This is a genomic window from Wolbachia endosymbiont of Folsomia candida (assembly GCF_001931755.2).
Taxonomy (GTDB): domain Bacteria; phylum Pseudomonadota; class Alphaproteobacteria; order Rickettsiales; family Anaplasmataceae; genus Wolbachia.
Window position 1 is genome coordinate 731,420 of the sequence record NZ_CP015510.2, and the last position, 24,086, is coordinate 755,505.

A 24,086-nucleotide genomic window follows, 5' to 3' on the forward strand; every position below is an offset into this window, starting at 1 on the left:
CAAAATAATAGAAAATTTATTCTTACATTGGAATAATATTATGATATACTTACTATAGTATACTATATAAAAAGAATGTAGGGGGTTGTATGGTTGATGAAAATAGAAAGAATAATCAATTATTTCTGGAAACTATAAAGGAAATTTATTTTGATGATCTGCAGGTAAAAAACTCGATGCTACCTGATTTAGTGTGGGGAGAGAAAATAGTTGAATGGCTTTCAGAGGAAGTAGTATTAACAGAAAATCAATACAAGCTAGATCAGGGGTTATTAATAGCGCTGAGTAGCATTAATTGTAGTTATTTAGAGCTCTATAATGCTAGCGACTTTATTTATGATCGTGCTGGTACTAAGCAGCTTGAAGAGTTTTTAAATGCTAATAAAAATGATCCAGACCTGCAAGTAGTACTTAACCTAAGAAGAGGAGAAGGAAAAAGAACAGTATTGGAAAAAATGGCAACACGCAATATTTCGGCGGTATATTTATTTTTAAAGGCTGTGGCAGATCCAAACATTGGAGATAAAAAGGGCAAAACTCCATTACACTGTGCTGCTAAGTACAATAATCTTGATATTCTGAATATACTGTTGGAAGAAAAATCTATTGATATTAATGTAAAAGATGAAAACGGAAAGACACCATTACACTATGCTGTCTTTCATGGCCACAATGAGGTTATAAGTAGGCTATTAACAGAAGAAGCTATTGATATTAATGCCCAAGATAATGAAGGAAAAGCACCTTTGCACCATGCTACATTTTGGGAAGTAGATAATGAAATGATAGATATTTTAGTAAAAAAAGGGGCAAAAATTGACATTCAAGACTATAAAGATAATACACCACTACACTATGCAGCTAATGTTGGTTATATTGATTCAGTAGGACTTCTTACAAAAAGGAGTGATAATGTTAACCTTGTAAATAAGGATGGAGATACAGCACTTCATATTGCTCTAAATAATAAAGATGAACGTGTTCCTGAAGCCATTTTAGAAAATGCTAAAAATATAGATGTAAATATTAAGAATAAAAAAGGAGAAAGTCCTTTGTTACTTGCTGCAGGTGTTAGCACTACAAACATAGTAGAGAAGATATTAGCAAAGGGCGCAAATATAGATAAGTATTGTTTACATAATGCAGCAAAGAATGTATATGCTGAAGAAATCTTAAACGATATTGATAGCTATGAAGATATTCAATCTAAGGTAGTGGATCAATTTATTAGTTTAGGTTGTGAGGTTAATGCTAAAGATGAAGGTGGAAGTACACCTTTATTTTATGCTGTTGAACATTGTAACAATGAGGTTGCTAAGCAGTTAGTGCATAAGGGTGCCGATACAAGTGTAAGAAATAAAAAAGGGTATACAGTATTTGAGTATGCAGTAAAAACAAATAGCTTGGAAGCACTAAGCGCAATTTTACCACATAAAATAGATGAGTGTGGTAATGAACTAGATAAAGAAATTGATATTGATAAAGCTAAAGAAATACTGACTAAAATTATAGATAACCAGGGAAACACACTGCTGCATTGGACTGTAAGATATGGATGTGATAGAGAAATACTTAACTTTCTTGTAGAAAGTGGAATAGATATTAATGCAAAAAATAAAAATGGTGTAGCACCAATTCATATAGCTGCGAAATATGGGCGAGAGGATCTAATAGAGTTTTTTATTGAGAAAAAGGCTAGGATAAACGTTCAATGCGGAAAGTTTACAAAATCAGAAATTGATGATTTAGAAAAGGTTAAAGAAAAAGGAGATTTCACTGAAGGAGAATTCATTTATATTAGGGACTCTGAAAAAAATATAAAAAAAGATATTGAGCATAAAAAAGAAACACCTATCTCAATAGCTGCGGGTAATAATCACGGAAATACCGTGGGAATGTTTTTATCAAATGGAGCAAAGGCAAATATAAGTGATAGTAGAGGTTGGACACCTATATATATTGCGATAAGAACAGCATGTGATAAGAGCTGTAAAGAGGAAGAAAGAGAAAAAGCATATAGAATTGTAGAGAAGCTAGCAATGTTTTCTGATATTGAAGCTTTCAAGCCTAAAGGTGGTATCAATCAAATAGTTAATGGATTAAAGAAAGCGTGGACTGGTAAAGATGAAGAGTCTTTTCTGGTGAGAGCAACAAATGATGATGAAAGAATGAGAAAAATACTAGAAAAAGCCTTAAGGGATAGAGAAAATGATAAATTGCCAAATGCTCCAGTGGATGAATATGTACCAAGCGCTCCGCCACTTGATGATAGTTTCTTTGGTGAGATAGGTTCTTATGTTGAAGAAATTCCAGAACTTTATCCAGATCTTGCAAAAGAATTAGAAGAGAGTTATCTAGGAAATTTAGAGTTTAAAAAGCCTGGAGACAAATCAGAAAATAAAGATCAATCTATTGAACAAAAACCTGATAAAAAATCTACTAAACAAAAAACAGACAGTATCAATAAAATTAGACTCACATTTCATGACAAAGAAAGGCTGAATATATTTTCAGATAAGGTAGCAAAAAGTAAGGACATAGCTGAATTAAATCAAGTTGTGAGTGAAGCATTAAAATCAGGAGTAAGATTAAATTTTCTTAATAATAAAAATAACAGCTTTACAGATGTTGTAATGCAAAGAATACAAGTGCTAAAAGAGAATTCTAAAATTTCCAGCAATATAATATGTAATTTGGTATCAAGGGGAGCCGATATTAACAGCTATGAAAAAATAAATCAAGAATTGGAAGAAGTATTTAAAGATCATAAAACTAATATACAAAAAGCTTACTTAGAAGCTAATAAACGTATTAATGATTTTCACGAAGCTGTAGCAAACGCAACTACTGGTAAAATAGAACTTATAGAAATAGATAATACAACTTTTTATCTGGAGTACTCGGCAGATAGCACAGTAGATGTTGCAAAAGCCGTAGAAGCAGCAAGAGGTTTAGGATTATACGATGGGAATATTGTATTTGGCAGCAATATAGTAAAAATTGGTGAAAGTGAAATAGAAATTGAAACAAAGAGCGGCATAAGAAATTATACTGATCTTTCAGACAATGGTGATGTAATAATAACGTTTCAGACAAGTTTAGGTGAGTTAGATGTTAGGTTATACAACAGCACACAATACAAAGATTCTATTGAAGTAGAAGTTTGTGATCCTGAAAAATTTAATCAATTAGTAAATATCAAAGAGGAAATAGGAAAAAATTGTCTATTTGGAGGATTATCCGTTTATGATGCTATTGAACAAGGATATTTTGAAAGGTCTGGAAAACTTCAATTTTCTGAAACAATAAGCTGTAAAAGGTCTGAACCTTCTGAAACAGTAAGCTTTATTTCTCAAGACATTAAAGAAGAAGCAAAAAAAGTAATGGAAAATATTGGTAGCACAGACATAAAAAATACAGGAGAAGAATCTTGGTTAAACAGAATGCAAGGCAAAAGAACAAATGAAGGTTGTGGTAGAGGAATGTAAACAGGCCTTTTATCTGCTTAATAGAAGCTTATTTAAACGTTTAATAGAAGCCATAGGGGAGTGTTAAATAAACTGTGTCAAACCGAAAAATGATATATTATAATTAGTATAAAAAACGGAGGTTTAGACATGAGTCAAGCAAACAACTATGTTGGATTAGTGGATTACAAAGAATTGGAAGAAAACATTTTATCGTCTATACGAGAAGGTAGGCCACTTACCGGAAGAGATGGAGCATTAACACCATTGATAAAAAAGCTGCTGGAGGCAGGTTTAGAAGGTGAAATGGAAAATCATCTATCAAACGACGAAGAAGAGAATAGAAGAAATGGCAAAAGTTCAAAAACTTTACGGACAAGCTCAGGATCATTTGAGCTGCTAACGCCAAGGGATCGAGAAGGAAATTTTGAACCACAGATAGTCAAAAAAAGGCAAACAAGCCTAGATCCTGAACTTGAAACGAAGATCTTGAGCATGTTTGCCAGTGGCATGGGCTATAGAGACATAACGTCACACGTTGAAGAAATGTATGACCATAAGATATCAACTGCTGAAATATCTAACATTACTGACAAGCTGCTTCCAGTAATCAACGAGTGGCGTAGTCGTCCTTTGCAGTCGATTTATCCAATAGTTTTCATGGATAGAATGTTCTTTAAAGTCAAGGAAGATGGACGTTGTGTAAGTAAGTGCATATTAGGCATAGATCAGAGTGGCAGAAAAGAGGTGTTAGGCTTCTATTTGGCAGAAAGCGAAGGTGCTAATTTCTGGTTGGGAGTATTGAATGACCTCAAAGAAAGAGGTGTAGAAGATATCCTTATTGCTTGTGTTGATGTGCTAAAAAGCTTTCCTGCAGCTATAAACAGCGTCTTTCCTAACGCAGAAGTGCAGCTGTGTATAGTGCATCAGATACGCAACTCATTGAAGTATGTGGCTAGCAAAGATGCAAAGAGCTTTTTAGGTGATTTGAAGAAGGTATATCAAGCTTCAAGCAAGGAAATTGCTGAGAATTATCTGTTGGAATTGGATGAAAAATGGTGTGCAAAGTATCCTATGGTTATAAAGTCTTGGCAGAACAATTGGGAGAATTTATCTTGTTACTTTAAGTATTCTGGCCCTGTTAGGAGAGTGATTTACACCACAAATCCCATAGAGGGGTTGCATAGGCAAATCAGGAAATTTACCAAAACCAAAGGCTCATTTAACAGCATAAATGCCTTGTACAAGTTAGTATATTGTGCTATAAAGAAGGCAGAGGAAAAGTGGACTATGTCTGTACATGATTGGGCATTAACCATATCCCAGCTTGACATTTTCTTTCCTGGTAGATTGAAAATTGAGTTGAGCTAAAAATGCGGTTTGACACAGTTTATTTAACACTCCCAGCCATAGCTGCATTTGTGATAAAATTTGCATTATTCAAATATACTAATCTTGAAATTAAGGCAACCAAATTCATTTACAAAGAAACATTCTATTTAGCGCTATCTTAAATTCTTTTATTTACTTATTTACTCTTTGTTTTTCTCAAAAATGGGCGAAAAATCCCTATATTGTGGAGAAATAGAGAGCTTTATTAATAGATTATGTAAAAATATAGGGGCTTTTTAGGGAATAATTGGGGGTAAAAGCACCAAATATCCAAATGCCTAAAGCTGGCTAATATGGCAGATTTAAACCTGTATTGAAACTATAACATAGAGCGATTTCTAGATTTTCAATGGTGGACCTTACCGTTCAAATAAAACTTGCTCTCACGTCTGTTATGTAAAATGGCTGAAAGTTGTGATATTCCTTGGGTTTTTATGATATGCGATATTAAATTTAGTACATACCTATCGGAGAACTGAGAACAAAATTAAAGCAAATTTATAGAAAAGCCGAAATTCAAAAGTAAATAAAACATTTTTTGTCAGCACTGGATCCGAGTCAAAAACAGCCTAAAAATAAATGCCAAAATATGTATTAAATAACTTGCGTTGCTGATTTTCCTGATTACTATATAGCCAAGCTTAGCATAGTGGGTTTGATTAATATATGGTATCTCTATGCTAAAAACACAACATCCAACAGATTATTTTAAAAAAAAATGGGTTAATTCAGAAGTCATTGATCCACTAGAGGCAAAGCAACACATAGAGCGGAAAGATTGGAAACAAAGACCTCGATTTAAACGTTCTGTAGACAATCCAAGCTTACCAGACAATTTTGAAATAAAATCAGCAATAGGTGGAGGAGATTGTTTTTTCGACTCAGTTGTGCAAGGACTTAAACAATTAAAACCTGAAACAGACTTTACTATGAAATCTTTACGAGAAGTTTGTAAGAAGTTTGCACAAGATCAGTTAAATGAAGACCAATCATGGCTTAAAGAGGCTTTAAAAAATGAAAATGAACAAATTAATGAGTATATTCCTCGCATTGAATTTACTGCAAGTGATATTGAGCAAAGATCTGGCACAATAAACTTATTAAGACTAACTTCACCAATATGGGGTAGAACTGAAATTGAGGGAAGGATAATTTGTAAAGAATATGGTATAAAATTACATATTGTTGAGAAGCATACTGTGCAAGGAGAAGAAATATGGACTAGTCAAATTGTAGATGAATCAGGTTCAAGGTCTATAGATGATATAGATTATAATGAAGCCAATACAATACACATAGTAAATAAAGGGCACTTACATTTTGAACCAATACTCAATAAAGCAGGAGTTAGAGAAACAGTCCAGCAAGAGAATAGGCAATCTCCTCCTGATAACCGCCAGCCTAGATCAGACCGACAACCGGAATCAGGAGCTTCTGGCCAAGTTAATAATCCGGTAGGACAATCGTCTTTAGCTCGACAGCCTAATTTAGGTAACCAGCCTATTGATTCTATTAATAATAGAGCTGATTCTTCTCACCAAATACATTCTAGGTCTTCTGATTCCCCAGATTATGATGATGATGCTACACCTGAAGAAGAGTTAATTAACGCTGTAAAAAGTAGCGATTTAGAAGAAGAAAAGCTGCAGAAGATTAGAGGACTTTTCGCAAAAGAGTTAAAGCCAAATGTTAATTTTCAAGGTCAAAATAATGATACACCTTTACATATCGCTGTTCGTAAACAAGATCTAGAGGTTATTAGGTTACTTATAGCAAATGGAGCAGATATTCATATTAAAAATGATAGAAGTAGAAGTCCATTAGATATTGCTACACGCCTAGGGAATCATGTTATTATTGGAATATTACAAGCACATTCTCAACCGATACCGGGACCTTCTAATCAGCAAGCTTCTATTGGGCAGCCATTAGTCCAGCAAAAAAGAACTAGAACCGATTCTGATGAAAATACACCGGAAGACAGTAATCCGAAAAAGCCAAGAATTTCTGGTCCTGAGGAAGTTGATAGAGAACCTGAATCAGGGCCTTCAAGTCCAAAAAGATCAAAACTTAGCTCAGTTGGCGCAGGATCTTCTGGTCAGCAAGCAATTCCTGATGATCGGCCTAGCCAACCTGTAAACATTGATAAACCTCGTTCTCCTACTGGATTACTTACATCTTATCATGGAGTTGTCTATCAGATACAATGGATGATGATAGTTGCATTGGAGTCAAAAAAGCATAGTGCTATTAGTGGTTTTACATTCAAAACAGAAGTGGAAGATAAGGATGCTGGAAAATTTGATGATGTGGTTTGGCAATATAAAGATGATCAACAAGAAGATAGATATAATTTTTTGCAAGCCAAGCATAAGCTAAATCCAAGTAAAACAATTACTCTTAAGGACTTGCTCAAACCTAAACAAAAAGATTCTTCAAAACCTGATAAAACAGATAAACGTCCTTTCGCTCTAGAAAAATACTTCACTTCCTATCGTGATAGAATAAAAACAAATCCAAAATATCAAAATAAAAAAAATGAAGAACAAACAGGAAACTTAATTATTGTAACAAATATTGACTTAGATGAGGATTTGAAGAATAGCTTTGAAAAACCAGAAAATAAAATTCCTGTTTTAGAAGTTATATCTGATATACAAAGTAAAAAGCCAGAGTATTGGAAAATTAAGGAGAGTAACTCCCCTGATAAAGAGAAAATAGAGCAGATGCTAGAAGGTACGTATGATTTAATAAAGCTAGCAAGAAGATTAGGAGAATGTGTATTAAATAATCAGCCTATATCCCTATCAACAGACAATTTTCTAAATCCTTATAGTACAGTGTTAGAACAAAACGTAATTGACACTCAAGCAAATAAATTTCGTAACTCTTTTATAAGCGGTCACAAGTGTACGAACGTTTGTTATGGAAAGTGAAAAAGGTAATAATCGTAGACTTTTTCTGGGTTTCCACCACAATATTCAATGACAGGTTTTAGGATTTCAAGCCTGAGTTCATTCATAAAAGCTCTCCTTGCAAACTTATAACTCTTGATTTCGCTGCGTTTTCTGTATTCTGTTAATAAAACCGAAGCAATAAGAATCATGTATAGTGTGACCAAAATTGTGTTTTTGCTATGTCCAAGAAAATGCTTCGTGTTGAGCTCCTGCTTGATAAATTTGAAGAAAACTTCTATTGACCAGCGCCTTTTGTAAAGAGCGCAGACTTCTTCAGCAGACATTTCATAAATATTAGTCAAAAATGTGAGAACTTCGCCATTCTGTCGATTTTGCGCTTTAATTAGCCTGATTTCAAACGACAAAAATCTTGAACCTTTTTGCCCCAGCCTGACTACTACATCTTCCATTAGCTCAAGCGTTCCAGTCTGCATGCCTGCAACTTTTCCGTGGATACGCACAATTTGATAACGAATATTATCGTTGCCACGTGTGATAAAATGTATGCCTTTATCTATAAACTCCTCGAAAGTTGCACGTTTTTGCAGTCCTCGATCAAATATGCAAATCGACTCTTGACCGTGATTTAAAATCATTTCCCGGAACGATGTGCTGTCAGAGGAGCCCTTGGCTTGAGTATACAAGTTCAGCAACTTTGCAAACCTGCCGTCAGTGGCAACGGTGCACTTTACCATATTCTTTGCACCACCACGCCATGGTATTGCAGATTGCAGTAATTTGCTCGATAACTGCAGGGTTGTGGAATCTATAATTAATAGCTTTTCTTGGTCTTTTTGGTTACAAAAACTTTGTAAAACGAACGAAAAAATTCTTTCGAAGTACTTAATTGGTATCGTTTTTAAGCGGCTTGCCACCGATGAATGGCGCGTATTCAGGCAAAACATCCGACGATAATTTTCCTCGATAGTCCGCAAGCTCAGCTCGTTTTTCTCCAATATGCTGTACAGCAGTAAATTAAATATATTTTCTCCCGTAAGTTTGCCCACTTTGTAATCAACGCCAACCGCTTTGCCTATTTCATCTAACACTGCTTTCGGCAATTTTGATATTATTTCTTTGTAATAAAACACACTTCACACCCTAATTTTTTTCCTATCTTATCGCTAAATTAGACGTTCGTACAGTTGTGTATAAGCGGTCGAGGGTTATCCGAGCAGATTAATAATTTACGAGAAGCTTTTTTTCAAGAAGCATTTACAAGTCAAAGAAAATCTTTAAACAGGGATTATAAGATAAACAATCCTGAAGCTCTTGCTAACGCAATTGTGCTTAAAGTAACAGACAGTCAACCTAATGTTGTTAAAATTGAAAGGAAAGCAAAAGTTATAAAAGAGAACATTGATAAATTAAGCGGATCTGTACTAGTTCAGAAAAATGGTGACACACAATTTAATCATGAGTTTTGGACTAAGAGTAATGATGAGTTGGGTAATTTACAAGCTTTTAGAGATGCCTTAAAAAACGAGCTTAAATCAAAAGGATTGATAAATAGTCAGGATTCAGCAGAGCAAGTTGCTAATAAACTTACGAAATATAGATTTAATGTTACAGGCAAGAAGAAAGATATACAGGGAGATTTAGTAATATCTGAATCTGATTGTAAAAAGTTAGCTCAAAAAATTGCATCTCAAATATATGAAAGTGGACATGTCGAAATTATAAGAAGCGAAGATATTACAGAGGATATCGATAAATTAAAGGGATATGTACTGATTGAGAAAGATGATGATATACAATTTAATCCTAAGTTTTGGGCCGCAAGTGACAATGAGCTGCCAGATGACAATCTAAAAGTTTTTAGAAACACATTAAAAAGTCAGCTAACAGCTGATAAGCTTAAGGAATGTAAGTTTAGAATCGCAAATTTTAAAACCCATAAAGAAATATTAGTAGACGAAGATTCATTCTGGAAAGGTATAAAAGATTTTAATCAGTTTGAAGGTTCTGCTACTGTTACACTACCTAAGGATTTACCAAACCATAGCTTAACCGATATAAAGAACGATATAGAAGGTTTTTTTAATAAGTTAGTATTTGCAGTTAATTATTCTAAGGATAGGTTAAGTAAGGTTGTTGAAGATGAATTAGGCAAAGAATTTGGATTAATTGACAACGATTATATAGCACATGCTTTTAGAGTTGAAATAGCCAAAGCATTAGACTTAACTGAAGAGAAATTTATCTCAACTGCTGAAGAAGTTTCACAATTTTTTAATGAGGCTAGACAACAAATTAATCGACTGATACTTATTGGTCCAACCTTAGAATATATTAAAAAAATTGAAGAATTTAATATTGAGTTTAAATCAGATATAGTTGATGGACTTCTTACTTTTACTGAAGGACATGAAAATGAAGAGCATGAAGAATTAAGCGATTTTTTTACTTCTCAAAAACAAATCTTTAACCTCATTACTGAACAAAGTGTATTAACTTCTATTAAAGTGTATCAAGCAATGAAAGCTATAGATAAATATCAAAAACAGGATAGTTATATTTTCATGCGCTTAAGCTCTATTTTATTAATAAAAGATCATGTATTGAGTGCTTTTGAAAAAGGTGATTTATTGATAATTGAATGTGACGATAAAAAGAAAGATGTACAAGAATTATATAATTCTCTACAAGGTAAACTTAATGGTAGTAAAAAAATTATTCTTATCACTCAAGAAGGTGATATTTTAGCTAGTAAATTTAAGACTGGTTTTGATGAAAATTGTATAGAAAAACCTGATAAAAACAATGGGCTTATCGATCTTGATCTCACTCCTGAACAACAAGCAGAATTCTTGCAAGACAGAGAAGTTATATTTCAAGGGCAGGAGGTAAGTTTAGGTGATTTAATAAACAAAGACTACGAAGAGTTAAAAAAATTAATAAACGGGAAAGTATTATCTAAGCTTATTAACGGTAAGGAAATAGAGATAGGTAAACCACTTCAAGATTTAGGTGATGTTAAAGATTATTATATTCCTAGAACATTTAATCGTCAGGTAAAAATTAAACAAGAGTTTTTAAAAGCAAGCATAACTGATTTATTCGCTATTAGTAATATAGAACAAGATAAGTTATACAAGTTAGTTAATGAGAAGCAGAAAGAAGAGCAAAAAGAAAAGGTACGTAGGTTTGGAGATAACGATCCAGATAAAAGTAACCCTATAAGGTTTATTGTATTAGATAATAGTGAAAATACGCAAGAAAACTTTAAGCAGCTAAAGCAAGATTACTCACAACATAATATTCATTGGCTCAAAAAAGAGGATAACGGGTTTATATGGCAACAATCTCAAGGTGATCTATCTGAGCTACGTAAATTTGTAGATGTAAGTGCTAAACCTAAACAATACACACCTGAGGAAATTACAGATATACCTGATAAAATAGTAATCATCAGTGCTGAATCTGGTATGGGTAAATCTACTGTATTAACTAAGCTAGCAGAAAAAATGAAAAAATCTGATCCTTCTTTATGGATTATAAGAATTAACTTAAATGATTATATGCAAAAGCTAGATGAGATAAATTTTAGTAAAGATAAAGTTATTAACTTCCCATTGGATATGGCAGATCTAAAAACTCCTCTAGAGAAAGGGTTATGGAAGAGCAGAGTGAATCATCAAGGTAAAATTGCTTTGTTATTTGATGGGTTTGATGAAATTACTACACATGAGGAAAAAGTTATTGAACTACTACAAATTTTAAAAGATACAAAAGTGGAGAAGTTATGGGCAACTACTCGTCCACACATGAGAGACAAATTAGAAGATGAATTAGGTATATTAGCATACACTTTAAAGCCACTATCCAGAGAGAATCAAGAAACATTTTTAAAGAAATTTTGGAGTAAAAACCTAGATCTCGGCAATATTAATGAAACTCGGTTAGAAAAGTATATCGAGAAATCACTTGATCTTCTATCAAGATCTATTGCTGATACAGAAGAATTTATTGGTATACCGTTGCAGATAAAAATGTTTGCTCAAGCTTTTAAAAATAATTTTAAAGAATTTCACGATTCTAGTCAAAATGAACCAAACTTACCTGAAAAGCTTGATCTGGTCGACTTATATAAGCGCTTTGTTGAAAGTAAACACAAGGATTGGTATCTTGTAGGAAAAAAGATCATTTATTCTGCACAAATAGATAAAGTATATAAATCACAACAAGAGTCTTTTGTAAAAAAACATAGATTATTAGCTTTAAGTGCACTTTTCTCTGAAGAAGACTTAAATAAGCTTCTTTCTAACAAAAAAATGAATGAAATAAAAAAATATAAAGAAGAGGTGGAAGAAGGTAAAGAGAATATAGGTATTATTAATCGTATTATCAATGGTAAGCCCAGCTTCGTTCACCGTAGTTATGCCGAATATTTTGCCTCTGATTACCTTTGGGAAAAATTTAAGTCAATTGAAATTGACAAGTTTGAAAATAGATTTCTTAAAGATATTATAATTGAAAATACTTTTGCAGATTATAAATTACAAATTTATAGATTCTTTTACTCTGCAGCACAGAGAGACTTTGCAAAAGATACTGATTTCTCTGATAAAGATCACAAAATTACTACACTATTAAAGAATCTTACTCCTAAAATAACTAAATCTCCTGGCTATAAATTTGATAATCTTTCACAGTCTATAAAGTTACTGTTCACTATTGTTGAATTGTCTTTATTAGGAGAAGAAAAAAAAGATTCAGAAATTATTAATAGTGTAGTTGTAAACAAATATGAGAAATTAGAGTTATTGCGCATATCTGCTGAAACTGGGTGTATAAAATTTACTAACGCCTTGATAATTTCACCAGAGCTCACAGTTGATTCAGGTCATTTAGATTATTATCGTAAATGGCACTTTAGTCCTTTCTGGTTAGCTGCTGAAAATAGTCACATAAATATTGCAAAAACTCTCATTGAAAAATTTCCTGATTATCTTACTTGGAGGGCGGATAACAACCACTATACTCTACTCAAATTTATCTTGGAGCGGAAAGAATTCGATGTCCTTAGATCTTGTTTAAATTTAAATCCAGAATTAAAAATAATTGATGTTAATAGTGATATTGGTGGTGGTTATGGAACATCACTACTAGTTTACACCATTACTGAACATGCACCATTAGATGTGATTGAATTATTAATAGAGCAAACTAACATTGACCGTGTCAATAATCTTAAAATTGGAGGACACTCTACTTCCGCTGTAATGTATATTATTGGGTACTTGCCTGGCTACGAAGACTCAAATGTAAGTTCAAGAATAATGGAGCTTCTTGTAAAAAAAGGTCTTGATTTAAACATAGTTGATAAGGAAGGTTTTACACCTTTAAATACAATCATTTTCGAGTTCAAATACGATAGTCTGTTGGCTCCTATTAGCAAGATAACAAAAGTCAATTATAAGGGTAATTTGTTTTACTCTGATACAAATATAAATTTCTTTAACACAGTGAAGCATTTGCTAGAATATGGTGTTATTTATAACCCAAGTAATGATAAAACACCATTACAACTTGCCCAGCAGATGCATTATGTGCAAGAATTGTTAAAAAAAGTATATCAACTTGGTCAACAGCAGAATTATAAAATTGATGAGATACTGGATGAAGTATCAGATAAAGTATTAGAATTAAAGAGCCATAACCTGAGTGGTGATACAATTCATGAAGCATTAAAGAAAGTAGGACTAATGCCTGATTATATGTCATGGTTTGGGTTGGATGAAAAATTAGATACAGTGTTAGAGTCACTTGATTCTTATATGAATGGGTTGCAAGAGCAAGAAGAAATGTGGAAACGTGGTGGTTATAGCGTTAATGAGATATTAGGTTCTAAAGTATTAAAGCAATTAAGATCACAAAACCCTAGCGATGATATGCAGGGGCAAGAGGGGTTGTTAAAAAGAGTGCTGGAACTTTTTGTCAATCAGAATTATAAAATTTCTGAAGCATTCGATGAGGTAAAAGATGAAGCAATGAAGTGCAAACAGAAGTTGCAAAAAGGAGTACAGCAAACTGTCCAAAAGCAGAATCCAGAAGGATTAGATGACTTAATATTGAAAATCACTGCTTCTGAAGATATAGATTTTTTGAGTACAACTTTATTGGAGTTGAGTGATGTAGGTAAAAAAAATAAGATGAAAGCGTTAGAGCTTATGTTTCAATTTTCTGAACCATCATCTAAAATTTTAAAATTATTAAAACTTATTGATAATATATTTAATGCTATTCAGAAAAATGACAGAGACAGTGTTGAACATCTATTACAGCAAGCAAAGCGTTCTGATACTATAAAAGCAGTTATTAATACTCAAGATAAGAGAGGTGGCACTCCATTACACAAAGCTGCTAAGTATGGCAACAAAGATGTGGTAAATGCCTTATTAAATGAAGTTAAAGATGACATTGAGGAATTAAATAAGTTTCTTTTTGATACTAAAGGGTATGGAATAACACCATTACACTATGCTGCATTAAATGATCATAAAGAGGTAATTGATATTCTGTTAGATAGAATGAAGAATAACCCAAATAGCTTAAAAGAGTTAGTTTTTGGTCAGGCAGATAACAAGATTGATTTTAATGACCAATCTTCAGTAGTAGAACCACTTTTAGAAAGAACAATAGAAGCTTTCATAAAAAATAAACACCCTACAATATTACATGAAGCAGTACATGGTAATAAGAAAGAAATAATAAAATTAATCTTGGATAAAATTAAAGAAACGAAAGAAGATATAGACCAGTATATTAATGCCAAAGACACTGAAGGTAACACTCCATTAATGTGTGCTGCTGAGCTAGGGAAAGTTGATGCAACTCAAGTACTATTAGAGTATGAAGCTGATGTTGATGTTAAAAATAATGAAGGCAAAACAGCATTACACTGGTCTGCTAAAGTTGGTAGTCAAGAAATTGTGCTGTTGTTATTACGCAAACAAGCAGATCCTGATATTACAGATGACAATTGGGAAACACCATTAGACTTAGCTGCTAAAGGCAAGCACTGGGAAGTTGCTATAATTTTGTTGAGAAAGTATGGTGGAGAATTTTATCGTCTTCATGAAGATCAAAAGCGAGAGTTATTAAGCTATATTCAGCAAAAACCTGAAGACAGTAGAGTGGACTATAGAGATATTATCAACTATTATCTAATAGAGGCTGTAGATAAAGGAAGCTCAGCAGAAGAAATTCGGAAGGAAGTTAGCAAGCTTATCGGTATGGGTGCTAATATTAATGCTGTTGATTATAGTGGCAGTACTACTCTGCACATTGCTGCTAAAAGAGGAAACTTGGAAATAGTACAATACCTAATAGAGTATGTAAGAAAAATAGACCCTGATAAGTTGAGCGAATTTGTTAATGCTAAGAACAACGATGACATTACACTGCTACACAGTGCTGTTGAAAGTGGAAAATTGGATGTAGTAAAATACCTAATAGAGTATATAGAAAAAATAAACCCTAATAAGTTGGGCGAATTTGGATTTATTAATGCTAAAGACAACTATGGCATTACACCGCTACACAGAGCTTCCAGCATGGGAAACTTGGAAATAGTACAATACCTAATAGGATATGTAGAAAAAATAAACCTTGATAAGTTAAGCGAATTTGTTAATACTGAGAACAACTATGGCATTACACCGCTACACAGTGCCGTTGAAAGTGGAAAGTTGGATATAGTAGAACATTTAGTCGGGAAAAGAGCAAATGTTTATGCTGAGAACAAAGGTAAGGAAACACCGCTGCACATTGCTGCTAAAAGAAGAAGTTGGGAAGTAGTAAAATACCTAATAAAGCATGTAGAAGAAACAGACCTTGATAAGTTGAGCGAATTTGTTAATGCTAAGGACAACAATGGCATTACACCACTACACAGTGCTGTTGAAAGTGGAAAGTTGGAAGAAATAAAATACTTAGTTGGAAAAGGGGCTGATGTTAAGGACAATGAAACACTGCTGCACAGTGCTGTTAAAAGTGGAAAATTGGAAGTAGTAAAGTACCTAGTAAAAAAAGGCGCTGATGTTAATGCTAAGGGATATTACAGTGAAACACCACTGCACATAGCTGTTGAAAGTGGGAAATTGGAAGTAGTAAAGTACTTAGTAGAAAAAGGAGCTGATGTTAATGCTAAGGCTAAGGGATATTACGGTATACTGCTGCATAGAGCTGCTTACAGTTTGAAATGGGAAGTAGTAAAATACCTAATAGAAAAAGGAGCTGACGTTAATGCTAAAGATGAAAACGGGAAAACTCTGTTAGATTCAGCTAAAGAAAGAGGTAATTACGGTATTATTGATTTACTTTCTAAAGCTCAATTAGGACATTCAAGTAGTCAAATACAATCTAATCAAAAACAGCAAAAAGCCTTTACACGTTTAAGTAAGTATATAGGCAGTAACTTTCCTGAAGTTGAAACAAAGTCAGTAAAGCAAGGACTATATTTGCCATCATTTGAAAGTCGAAATATTAAGATCGATGGTAAGTGTGCAGCCATTACTCGCATATTTTCTCAAGGGTTATTTTTATGGCAAGTGCATGAATCATTCTTGGCTAACTTACAAACCTCAGCTGAACTGTATGAACGCCTAGCGCAAGGTAAACAGATATCTTCTCGAGAGGAACAGGAGATTTTTGCCTTAAGTCGTTTACTTGATGGTGCTGAGAGCGAGTTAAATTCACCTACAAGCAGCTTGCCTTCAACTCTTAGTCACATTAAAAGCTATAAAACACTTGATGATTTATCTCGTTATGTAGGTAGACTCACTGAAGATTTTGCGATTCATTTAGTCACTAGCAATCACGTAGTTGCAATTTACCGTAGAGGTAACACTTATACATACTTTGATAGTAACGTTGCTTTGGTATCTGATTTACAAAATGTTGATCAGCTGATGAAAGTTGTGAAAAAAGGTGTAGAATATGCGGGCTATGAACTGGCTGAAGAAGGGTTTTTAGTAGAGCATTTTGATGTTACTGCGGCAAATAATGCATTAACAGATGAGCAGAAAGAAATCTTAGAAAAACCAATTCAAACAGAACGTCATCTTCTTTCTTTGCAAGATCAAGAGCATGGCCTGATTGATGTTGATGGTGAGAAGATATCTCGAGTAACACTGTATGACATGGGAGCTAAATTACATGTAGAGGCAAGTGCTCCTATACTAATTAATTCTGAAATGAACAGCGAAAACTTAGCAGCAAACTTAAACTCTGGTAAAATAAAGATCACAGCTCGTGAATATCTACAAAACCTTAAAGGTAATAAAAAGGAAGTTGTTCAAGACTTAGTACAAAAGGTTTCTACTCTGCATTTTGATGGGTCAATTAATGAGATTAAGGATACTAAAACTATACAAGACTTAGTTCTTTCTAATGATGGTCAAATGTTAGATTCTTATCAATTGAATAAAATTCTTAAAGGGCCAATAGAACAATCAATTAAAGCTTTGCCTTATTACATGGAAGTTGCAAATACGAAACACTGGCCAAATAGATTAACTAACGCAGCAGGCAGAATCAGTATGGCCAAAGGATTCTATGATATTGCTCACTCTATACGTTATGGAGATACTCAAGGCTTTTTACTTGGCTCTGGAGAAATTGGCTTTTCATTATTTTCGCAGCTAATTGAAGATGGCATTGTAAAAGTAGCGCCACAAGTTATTAAGCAGATGAAACATAGTATTTTCTTAACAAGAGGGTTTGCTGGGTTAATCTCAAGTCCATTTGATATTTATGATTTAGTCAGTTCATCAATTGATTTAGCAAATAGCAAAAAAGGCTCTAAAGAATGGAGAGATAGTATAGCAGGAGTTACTTTCTCTGGTTCATCAGTTGCAATAGGTGTGGCATTTACTGCTCTTGGAAAACCAGGTGCTGGCACTGTAATTGGACTTGGAATCATTGTTGGTCAAGGGCTTTATAGTGGTACTAGTATGGTCATTGAGTATAAGAAGTACAAATTAACCACTAACCAAGAGTTTCGACTATTTTGGCATACATTTGCGCTGCAACTACCACCTGAGGATGTACAATATCTTGCAGCAAGGAAAGACGTAGTAAATAAATTAGCTGAACAAGCATGGGAATATCTCCAGAATAATACTCATGTAGCTGCTTATGGTATGGGACTTGGAGAGATTAGATTTGTCGATGATACTCATTCCCGTTCTAAAAGAATGGTAGATGATATGGAACAATCTATAACAGGTGCCAAATTGAGAAACGATATTTACGTTCATAATCAAGAGGATCTGGAAGAAGCAATTAAAGAATTATTACCAAAACCAAAAGAGGTGAAAGTGGAGCCAAGTAGTAGCTCTATTGGTATGTCCAGCCCAAGCAACGAAAGAAATGGTCGAAATTTATCACGTATTGTCCCGGTATCTCCTTCTCCTGATGCACAAATGCTTTGTCTTCCTCAGTTTACTCACCGTGATTACGAATATGACAACAGCTTCATTGGTAGAAAACCAGTGTACACTGTTCCTCATAGTGATTTTCTTGTCCCTCATTGGGATAGTGGGTATGGCGATAGCCCTGCATTGTACAGCAATTCTTCTACAGCTATTTATCATTGTCACAATGCTATAATAGTTGGCCGTAAGAATGATACTATAGAAAACCCAACTATGGTGTTTGATTTAAGTTTGGTAAATGGAAATGGTCTGATAGTAAGTAGCAGTAAGTATAATAATCAATTCAATATTGCCCAAGGTGGAGCAAAAATATATGGCAGCAATCATACCAGCAATGTCTTTACTTTAACCGATGATAATTTCTTTGGTAGGGTTTCTGGTGGCACAGCAAATGCAACTAATGTACTTGATGTGAGCCAGTTAAAAAGTAAAGGATTATCTTATGAAAATAATATCGTCACCACTCAAGAAGCCCAAATGACTGCTGAAAATATTAATCATTTTATTGGTAGAAAGGCAGAAGCAGAACATGTTGATTGTCAGAACATGAATAATAAAATAGTAATAGATAGTCGTGGTGGTAATAGTGGAAATAGCGATGTTGTAAGTAACTGCAGAAAGGTGATAGTTACAGGAAATACTAAGGTAGTAAGTAATGAATCTGACAATACTTTTTACATTAAACCAAGTGCTGGTCATGCTGAAATAAGGGGTGAAGGCAAAGGATTTGTAATATTTTCTGATACTGCATTATTACAAAGAGCTTCAAATATTAGTTATTCATCTACAAACAATACGTTATCAATAGAGATTAAAGGTAATAGTGGAAATAGTGGTACATTTACACTTGATGTTCAAAATTATTTAGATAAAGAGAATAATCATCATTATCTACTGATCGATAAGTATGGCAGTGTTATTGAACCTATCATTCAGTCAAATTCTACACACTTCAACTTAAAAGCAGAAACTAATTTAACAACTAGAGCTGAAGTTGCTCAGCGCTACCAAGAAATTTCTCAAGTTAATGGCAACTATACAGTCTATGGAGTAGTGAGGGACACAGCAAGAAACAATATGATCTTTGGCTCTGAAGGTAGTGATGTAATACCGCTAACTCAAAATGTCACTTTTGCTCAAGGTAATGAAGAAAGTGATGTTTATAGTCTGATTTCATGTGAGAAAGCTAATGTTACAATCAACAACTACGATGAGAAAAAAGCTCTTGATATACTTTACTTACCTACAGATTCAATTGAAACCAATAGAGTTGAAGATGATTTGCATATAGCTACAGGCAACGTAACAGCAAACATCAAAGTAGAAAATTTCTTTAGAAATAGCAGTTATAGACACTTAACAATAATAGATAAAGACAAAAACACATTTTTACCATGGCCAAGTAAACAGTCTTATGTGCAGCTAGTACCTTTCTTCCATGCGACAAAAGGTCAGTACATGTTTTTATTATCGGCAGAAAAGGTGCAAAATAATCCAGAAGTTATAGTGGACGCTAAGCTAGATGACATAAGGTTTTATAGATATGGAAATGACCTCATGTTAATGGATGATCAACCGCTAATAGTTAAGGTAGAAAACTTCTATGGCAACCAATATGGAAACTTTACATTAAATTTTCGTAGTAAAGAGAAGCTAAGTTCTAAGCAGTTATCTGAATTAGCCAAAATTGCAATAAATTATCAAGATGAGATAAGAAGTAGCTATTATGACAGTTTTAGAGAATATAGGATGTCTACTTTTAACTCTACTATTTATCACAACCAAAAGTTTGTTAATGGTAGTTTAACTACAGTAGAGCAAGATGATAAACGAGTAGGAATATTGCTACTTAAAGACCCTGCAGATATTGAGGTGTCAGCTGATAACAATGATCTTGTTTTTTTTGCTGCTCAAAGTAATGCCACGTTTGTCATAAAGAATTGGAACGACACAGATCATAGAGTTTCAATGTTGAGGTTTGGTCAGGAAGACAAAGCAATAGAAGTCAGAAAATTAGATAAATTTGATTTGTCACAAGTGTCAGAGATTCAGGCTGTAATCAATAAAGCTGCAGTGAGTAATACTTTGGATGAACAACTAGAAAAGTTAGACAATGAAGTAGTAAATGGCCTAAAATATTTACTTGCAAGTAATGGAATAGTAAATGGTATTAATACTTATAGCTGCCTAGGTTTTGATTCAATAGAAGATCAACAAGAGTTTGTTGCTACGTATTCTACTCTTTATAACAAAGAAAAGTTAAAAGAAGTTTTACAAGATAGTCAGGTAGTGGAAGCGTTAAGATGGCTGATAGCAAAAGGGCAAACTAATTTATCATTAAAAGATCCTGATAAAGAAAGGGACGTATTATTAAAAGATTTAGATCAATGCTTTGCTGCAAAAGATAATTTTACGATAGAGAATAGAGGTAAAGTTTCTGTACTGAAGTTTAACCAAACAATAGAGGTAGATTTATCAGAACTGTCAGAGATTCAGCATCTAATAAGTAAATACGATATAAGCAATGCTGCAAATCAGCAACTAGAAGAATTAGGCGATGATGAAGAATTTAAATACTTGCTTGTAAGTCTTGACATAGAAAATGGTATTGAAGTTTATAATTGTTTAGCAGAGGAAGATACGCAAAATGTTCTGAACCCTTATTACTATGAATGGGTTAACTGGAATTTAGTAAAGAATCTTATCGAGGAAAATAAATTTGATGTAAGCAGTAAAGCAGATGATGGCAATACTATACTACACGAAGCAGCATCTTCTGGTTCTAGTAAATTAGATGTAGTAAAATATCTAGTAGAAGAGAAGAAAGCTGATGTGAACAGTAAAGCAAATGATGGTAGGACTCCTCTTCACCATGCTGCATTTTCTGGAAGTTTGAACCTAGTAAAATATCTTGTAGATGAGAAAGGAGTTGATGTTAGCGCTAAAGACAACTATGGAAGGACACCACTATACCATGCTGCATCTTCTGGCAATTTGGATCTAGTAAAGTATCTAGTAGAGGAGAAGAGGGTTGATGTAAACACTAAAGACAATTATGGAAATATTCTTCTTCATGAAGCAGCATCTTCTGGTAATTTAGATCTAGTAAAATATCTTATAGATAAAGGAGCAGATGTTAATGCTAAAACTAATGGTCATTGGACACCGCTACACAAAGCTGCAGAAAAAGGTAATGAAGAAATAGTTTTAGCTTTACTTGCAAAAGGTGTTGACGTTAATGCGAAGACAATAGGAGGGAGGACAGCTCTTCATTGGGCAGCATACAAGGGTAATACAGAGACAGTTTTAGCATTACTGAATAAGGGTGCTAATGTTAATGCTAGAACTGATGATAATGAGACACCTTTACATTTAGCAGCATCAAGAGAAGTAGCTTCAGCATTACTGAATAAAGGAGCAGATATTAATGCAAAAGATAGTAGTGGTTGGACAGCTCTTCGTACAGCAGAACAGCAAGGTAAAAGAGAAATTGTTGATTTATTAAACCATCGAAATACTACAGAACATCAACGCAGCCGTCGTGCTATCGATGAAGAAAATATAGTAAGTTCAGCTACAAGAATTGGATCAAGTATAAATGATTTATTCGGTTGGGTAAAAAGTTCTATAGGTGGGTTATTTAGTTCTAGAGCTGCTTTACCTGAAAACAATACAACTCAAAGTTCAATATCACAAGTCAACGCGCAAGTAGATGTTGATGGTACAATACTGCTATTGGATGTGTTTGTAAGAAAAATTACAGGTCAAAAGTATGTTTCTTCAGTAGATAAATCTATATCCCTACTAGAGGCACAAGGCTATGCATCAAGTATTACCTTAGGATTTGATACACTACTAAAGCGTACGGCAAGGAGTTGTGGTATACAAGATGTAAATTTTAATCCTATACCAGTACAATCAACTATAGTTGGAAAAATAAGAAGTGGTAATTTTTCTGAAATATCAAAGACCTTATACTCATCTGCAAAAGAAGCTAGCCCAGAGTTTAAACAGACCGGTAAGTTTTTAGCACAATTAAAAAGTCATCTGGAGGAAATGGTAGATGAGAAAGAAACTGTAATGAATAAACAGAAGACTTTAACGGGTAGTCCTAAACCTAGTGTTTCAGCAACTGCTATAGAGTCCAAAGAACCTAGTACTTTCTTAAATGGTACTTCAATAGCTAAAATAAGCAACGTACTGGGACTATAAAGAGAGTATAATATTGATTACTTTTAAAAACATAGCTGATCCTTAACATTGCTTAAATCAAATTATGAAGTTGGTAAAGTAACGGTGAATCTCATGGCATTCTACTCAAATAGATTCTTTCCATTTTTAGTAGAGCATTGTAATATATTCTGCAAATGGTTATAGTTTTATCATGAATTCTCTTGATGTAATAATAGGTAAAAAGATAAGACTCTGGAGACGAGCGCGTGGATTGACGACGATACAGCTGGGAGAGAAGTTAGGCATTTCATCTAGCCAAATAATGAAATACGAGAGAGCTGAAGCTAAAATTTCAGCAAGTCGGTTACATGAGCTAGCAAAAGTTCTTTCAGTTGATGTATCGGACTTTTTTATTGATATGTCTTCGGACTTGTATGAAGATAATGAAAGTGATAAAGAAGGTAGGGAAATAATAGAGCTGATCGCAGACTACAAAAAAATCAAGAAAGAATTGCAGGGATCAGCTCGTTTAGTCATAAAATCTTTTCCAAAGAGTTAAAGTTCTAAAAATGTAGTTTTATCGCTTTTCACTTTGTCAACCCAGGATACGGTTTCACTGCTTTGTGGCTTAGCATACTTTATTACTTCAGTAGACTCTGATCTTCCGGGTCTCATGAAATATCCTTTTTCTACTACCGCTTTGACAGGTATTCCTCCAAACAAGCAGCCCTGTCCCACAATTTCTCCAGCCTTTTGCAGCTCATTCCATAATTCTTTATTTTCTATCTTAACTTGTATTTGATCATAGTTTTTCACATCTTGGTATACTCTGACGTGTAATTCTCCCAAGCTAGTAGAAAAAGTTATTATAAAGGTGCTATTATCTGATACATCTGCGTAATTTCTTTCACCATTTTTCCCGGTTTTTAGCTCAACTTTACCATTCCCTATTTTTATGATACTGCCGCCAAGTTTTACATTCCCTTTATCAAATCCAAGACTCCTTGCACCCTCTATAACCTTTCCCATGTCTACTATACTATTCTTTGAAAATTCCATATAAAATGAACGACTGTCAAACTCCACATCCTTGACGGTTCCTGACATAGATGCATTCTCTGCTACTTCTCTCAGCTTTTTAAGTCGGTCCTGTGTTTGTGGTTCAACTTCCTTTTTCACCTTATTGCAAATTTCAATTATTTTTTCATTATCTAGTCCATCAAAATTACTTAGTTCATCGAAATCCGCTCCATTTAGTGCTAACTTTGTAATTATGCTTTTCTGCTTGTTTCCTGTAAATTTACTATCATGCATCTTAAGTACTATGACACTGAAAAAACTAAAATCGTCCTCATTGCGTGCATTTATTCTTATGCCTGAATATAACGCTTCTTCGACAATTTTATTTAATTCGTCTATATTCTTGGCTAAAATAGCCTTTTCCAAAAATTCACTTAATTTTCTGTTTTCATACTCGCTTAGCCTGATTTTTCTTAGAGCTGGTTGAAAGGGGTTCAGGTTTTCTGGATAATGTTTATTTGTTTTTGAAGCAGGTACCAAATTAGCTGACAAGTCTTTAACTATGTCTTTTAATGCATTTTCAGGTATTAAACTCATTGTAGCCTCCATATTTTATACTAATATAAACTTCAGTT

Annotated in this window: 7 protein-coding genes; 5 read left to right on the top strand and 2 right to left on the bottom strand. The window is 33.7% G+C overall.

Annotated features, from left to right (window positions below):
• The first annotated feature begins 89 nt into the window (after positions 1-89).
• The 3 genes from ASM33_RS03425 (at position 90) to ASM33_RS03435 (ending at position 7,795) form a co-directional block, all read left to right on the top strand.
• Positions 90-3,488, top strand: coding sequence for an ankyrin repeat domain-containing protein (locus tag ASM33_RS03425; RefSeq protein ID WP_110409990.1), 3,399 nt, complete (start codon positions 90-92; stop codon positions 3,486-3,488).
• Between the two features lie 129 nt (positions 3,489-3,617).
• Complete coding sequence (locus tag ASM33_RS03430; protein WP_110409989.1) at positions 3,618-4,838, top strand: IS256 family transposase; 1,221 nt, start codon at positions 3,618-3,620, stop codon at positions 4,836-4,838.
• Positions 4,839-5,536: 698 nt separating this feature from the next.
• Positions 5,537-7,795, top strand: a complete 2,259-nt coding sequence (locus ASM33_RS03435) for an ankyrin repeat domain-containing protein (RefSeq protein WP_237342958.1) — start codon at positions 5,537-5,539, stop codon at positions 7,793-7,795.
• Here ASM33_RS03435 and ASM33_RS03440 read toward each other — a convergent pair.
• A complete protein-coding gene (locus ASM33_RS03440) occupies positions 7,783-8,907 on the bottom strand; it encodes an IS4 family transposase (RefSeq protein WP_110409390.1) in 1,125 nt (374 codons plus the stop codon). The genes ASM33_RS03435 and ASM33_RS03440 overlap by 13 nt on opposite strands.
• 54 nt (positions 8,908-8,961) lie before the next feature.
• On the opposite strand from ASM33_RS03440, the gene ASM33_RS03445 reads away from it, so the two are divergent.
• Both ASM33_RS03445 and ASM33_RS03450 read left to right on the top strand, forming a co-directional pair.
• A complete protein-coding gene (locus ASM33_RS03445; protein WP_110410363.1) occupies positions 8,962-22,470 on the top strand; it encodes an ankyrin repeat domain-containing protein in 13,509 nt (4,502 codons plus the stop codon).
• A gap of 172 nt (positions 22,471-22,642) precedes the next feature.
• A complete protein-coding gene (locus ASM33_RS03450; RefSeq protein WP_110410362.1) occupies positions 22,643-22,990 on the top strand; it encodes a helix-turn-helix domain-containing protein in 348 nt (115 codons plus the stop codon).
• On the opposite strand, the gene ASM33_RS03455 is transcribed toward ASM33_RS03450, so the two are convergent.
• Positions 22,987-24,048, bottom strand: coding sequence for a hypothetical protein (locus tag ASM33_RS03455; protein ID WP_237342959.1), 1,062 nt, complete (start codon positions 24,046-24,048; stop codon positions 22,987-22,989). The genes ASM33_RS03450 and ASM33_RS03455 overlap by 4 nt on opposite strands.
• Positions 24,049-24,086: the final 38 nt, after the last annotated feature.

Bases quoted from the DNA above. Each gene is read 5' to 3' on its own strand.
- ASM33_RS03435 (WP_237342958.1), top strand. From the start codon at position 5,537: ATGCTAAAAACACAACATCCAACAGATTATTTTAAAAAAAAATGGGTT.
- ASM33_RS03430 (WP_110409989.1), top strand. From the start codon at position 3,618: ATGAGTCAAGCAAACAACTATGTTGGATTAGTGGATTACAAAGAATTG.
- ASM33_RS03425 (WP_110409990.1), top strand. From the start codon at position 90: ATGGTTGATGAAAATAGAAAGAATAATCAATTATTTCTGGAAACTATA.
- ASM33_RS03455 (WP_237342959.1), bottom strand. From the start codon at position 24,048: ATGAGTTTAATACCTGAAAATGCATTAAAAGACATAGTTAAAGACTTG.
- ASM33_RS03450 (WP_110410362.1), top strand. From the start codon at position 22,643: ATGAATTCTCTTGATGTAATAATAGGTAAAAAGATAAGACTCTGGAGA.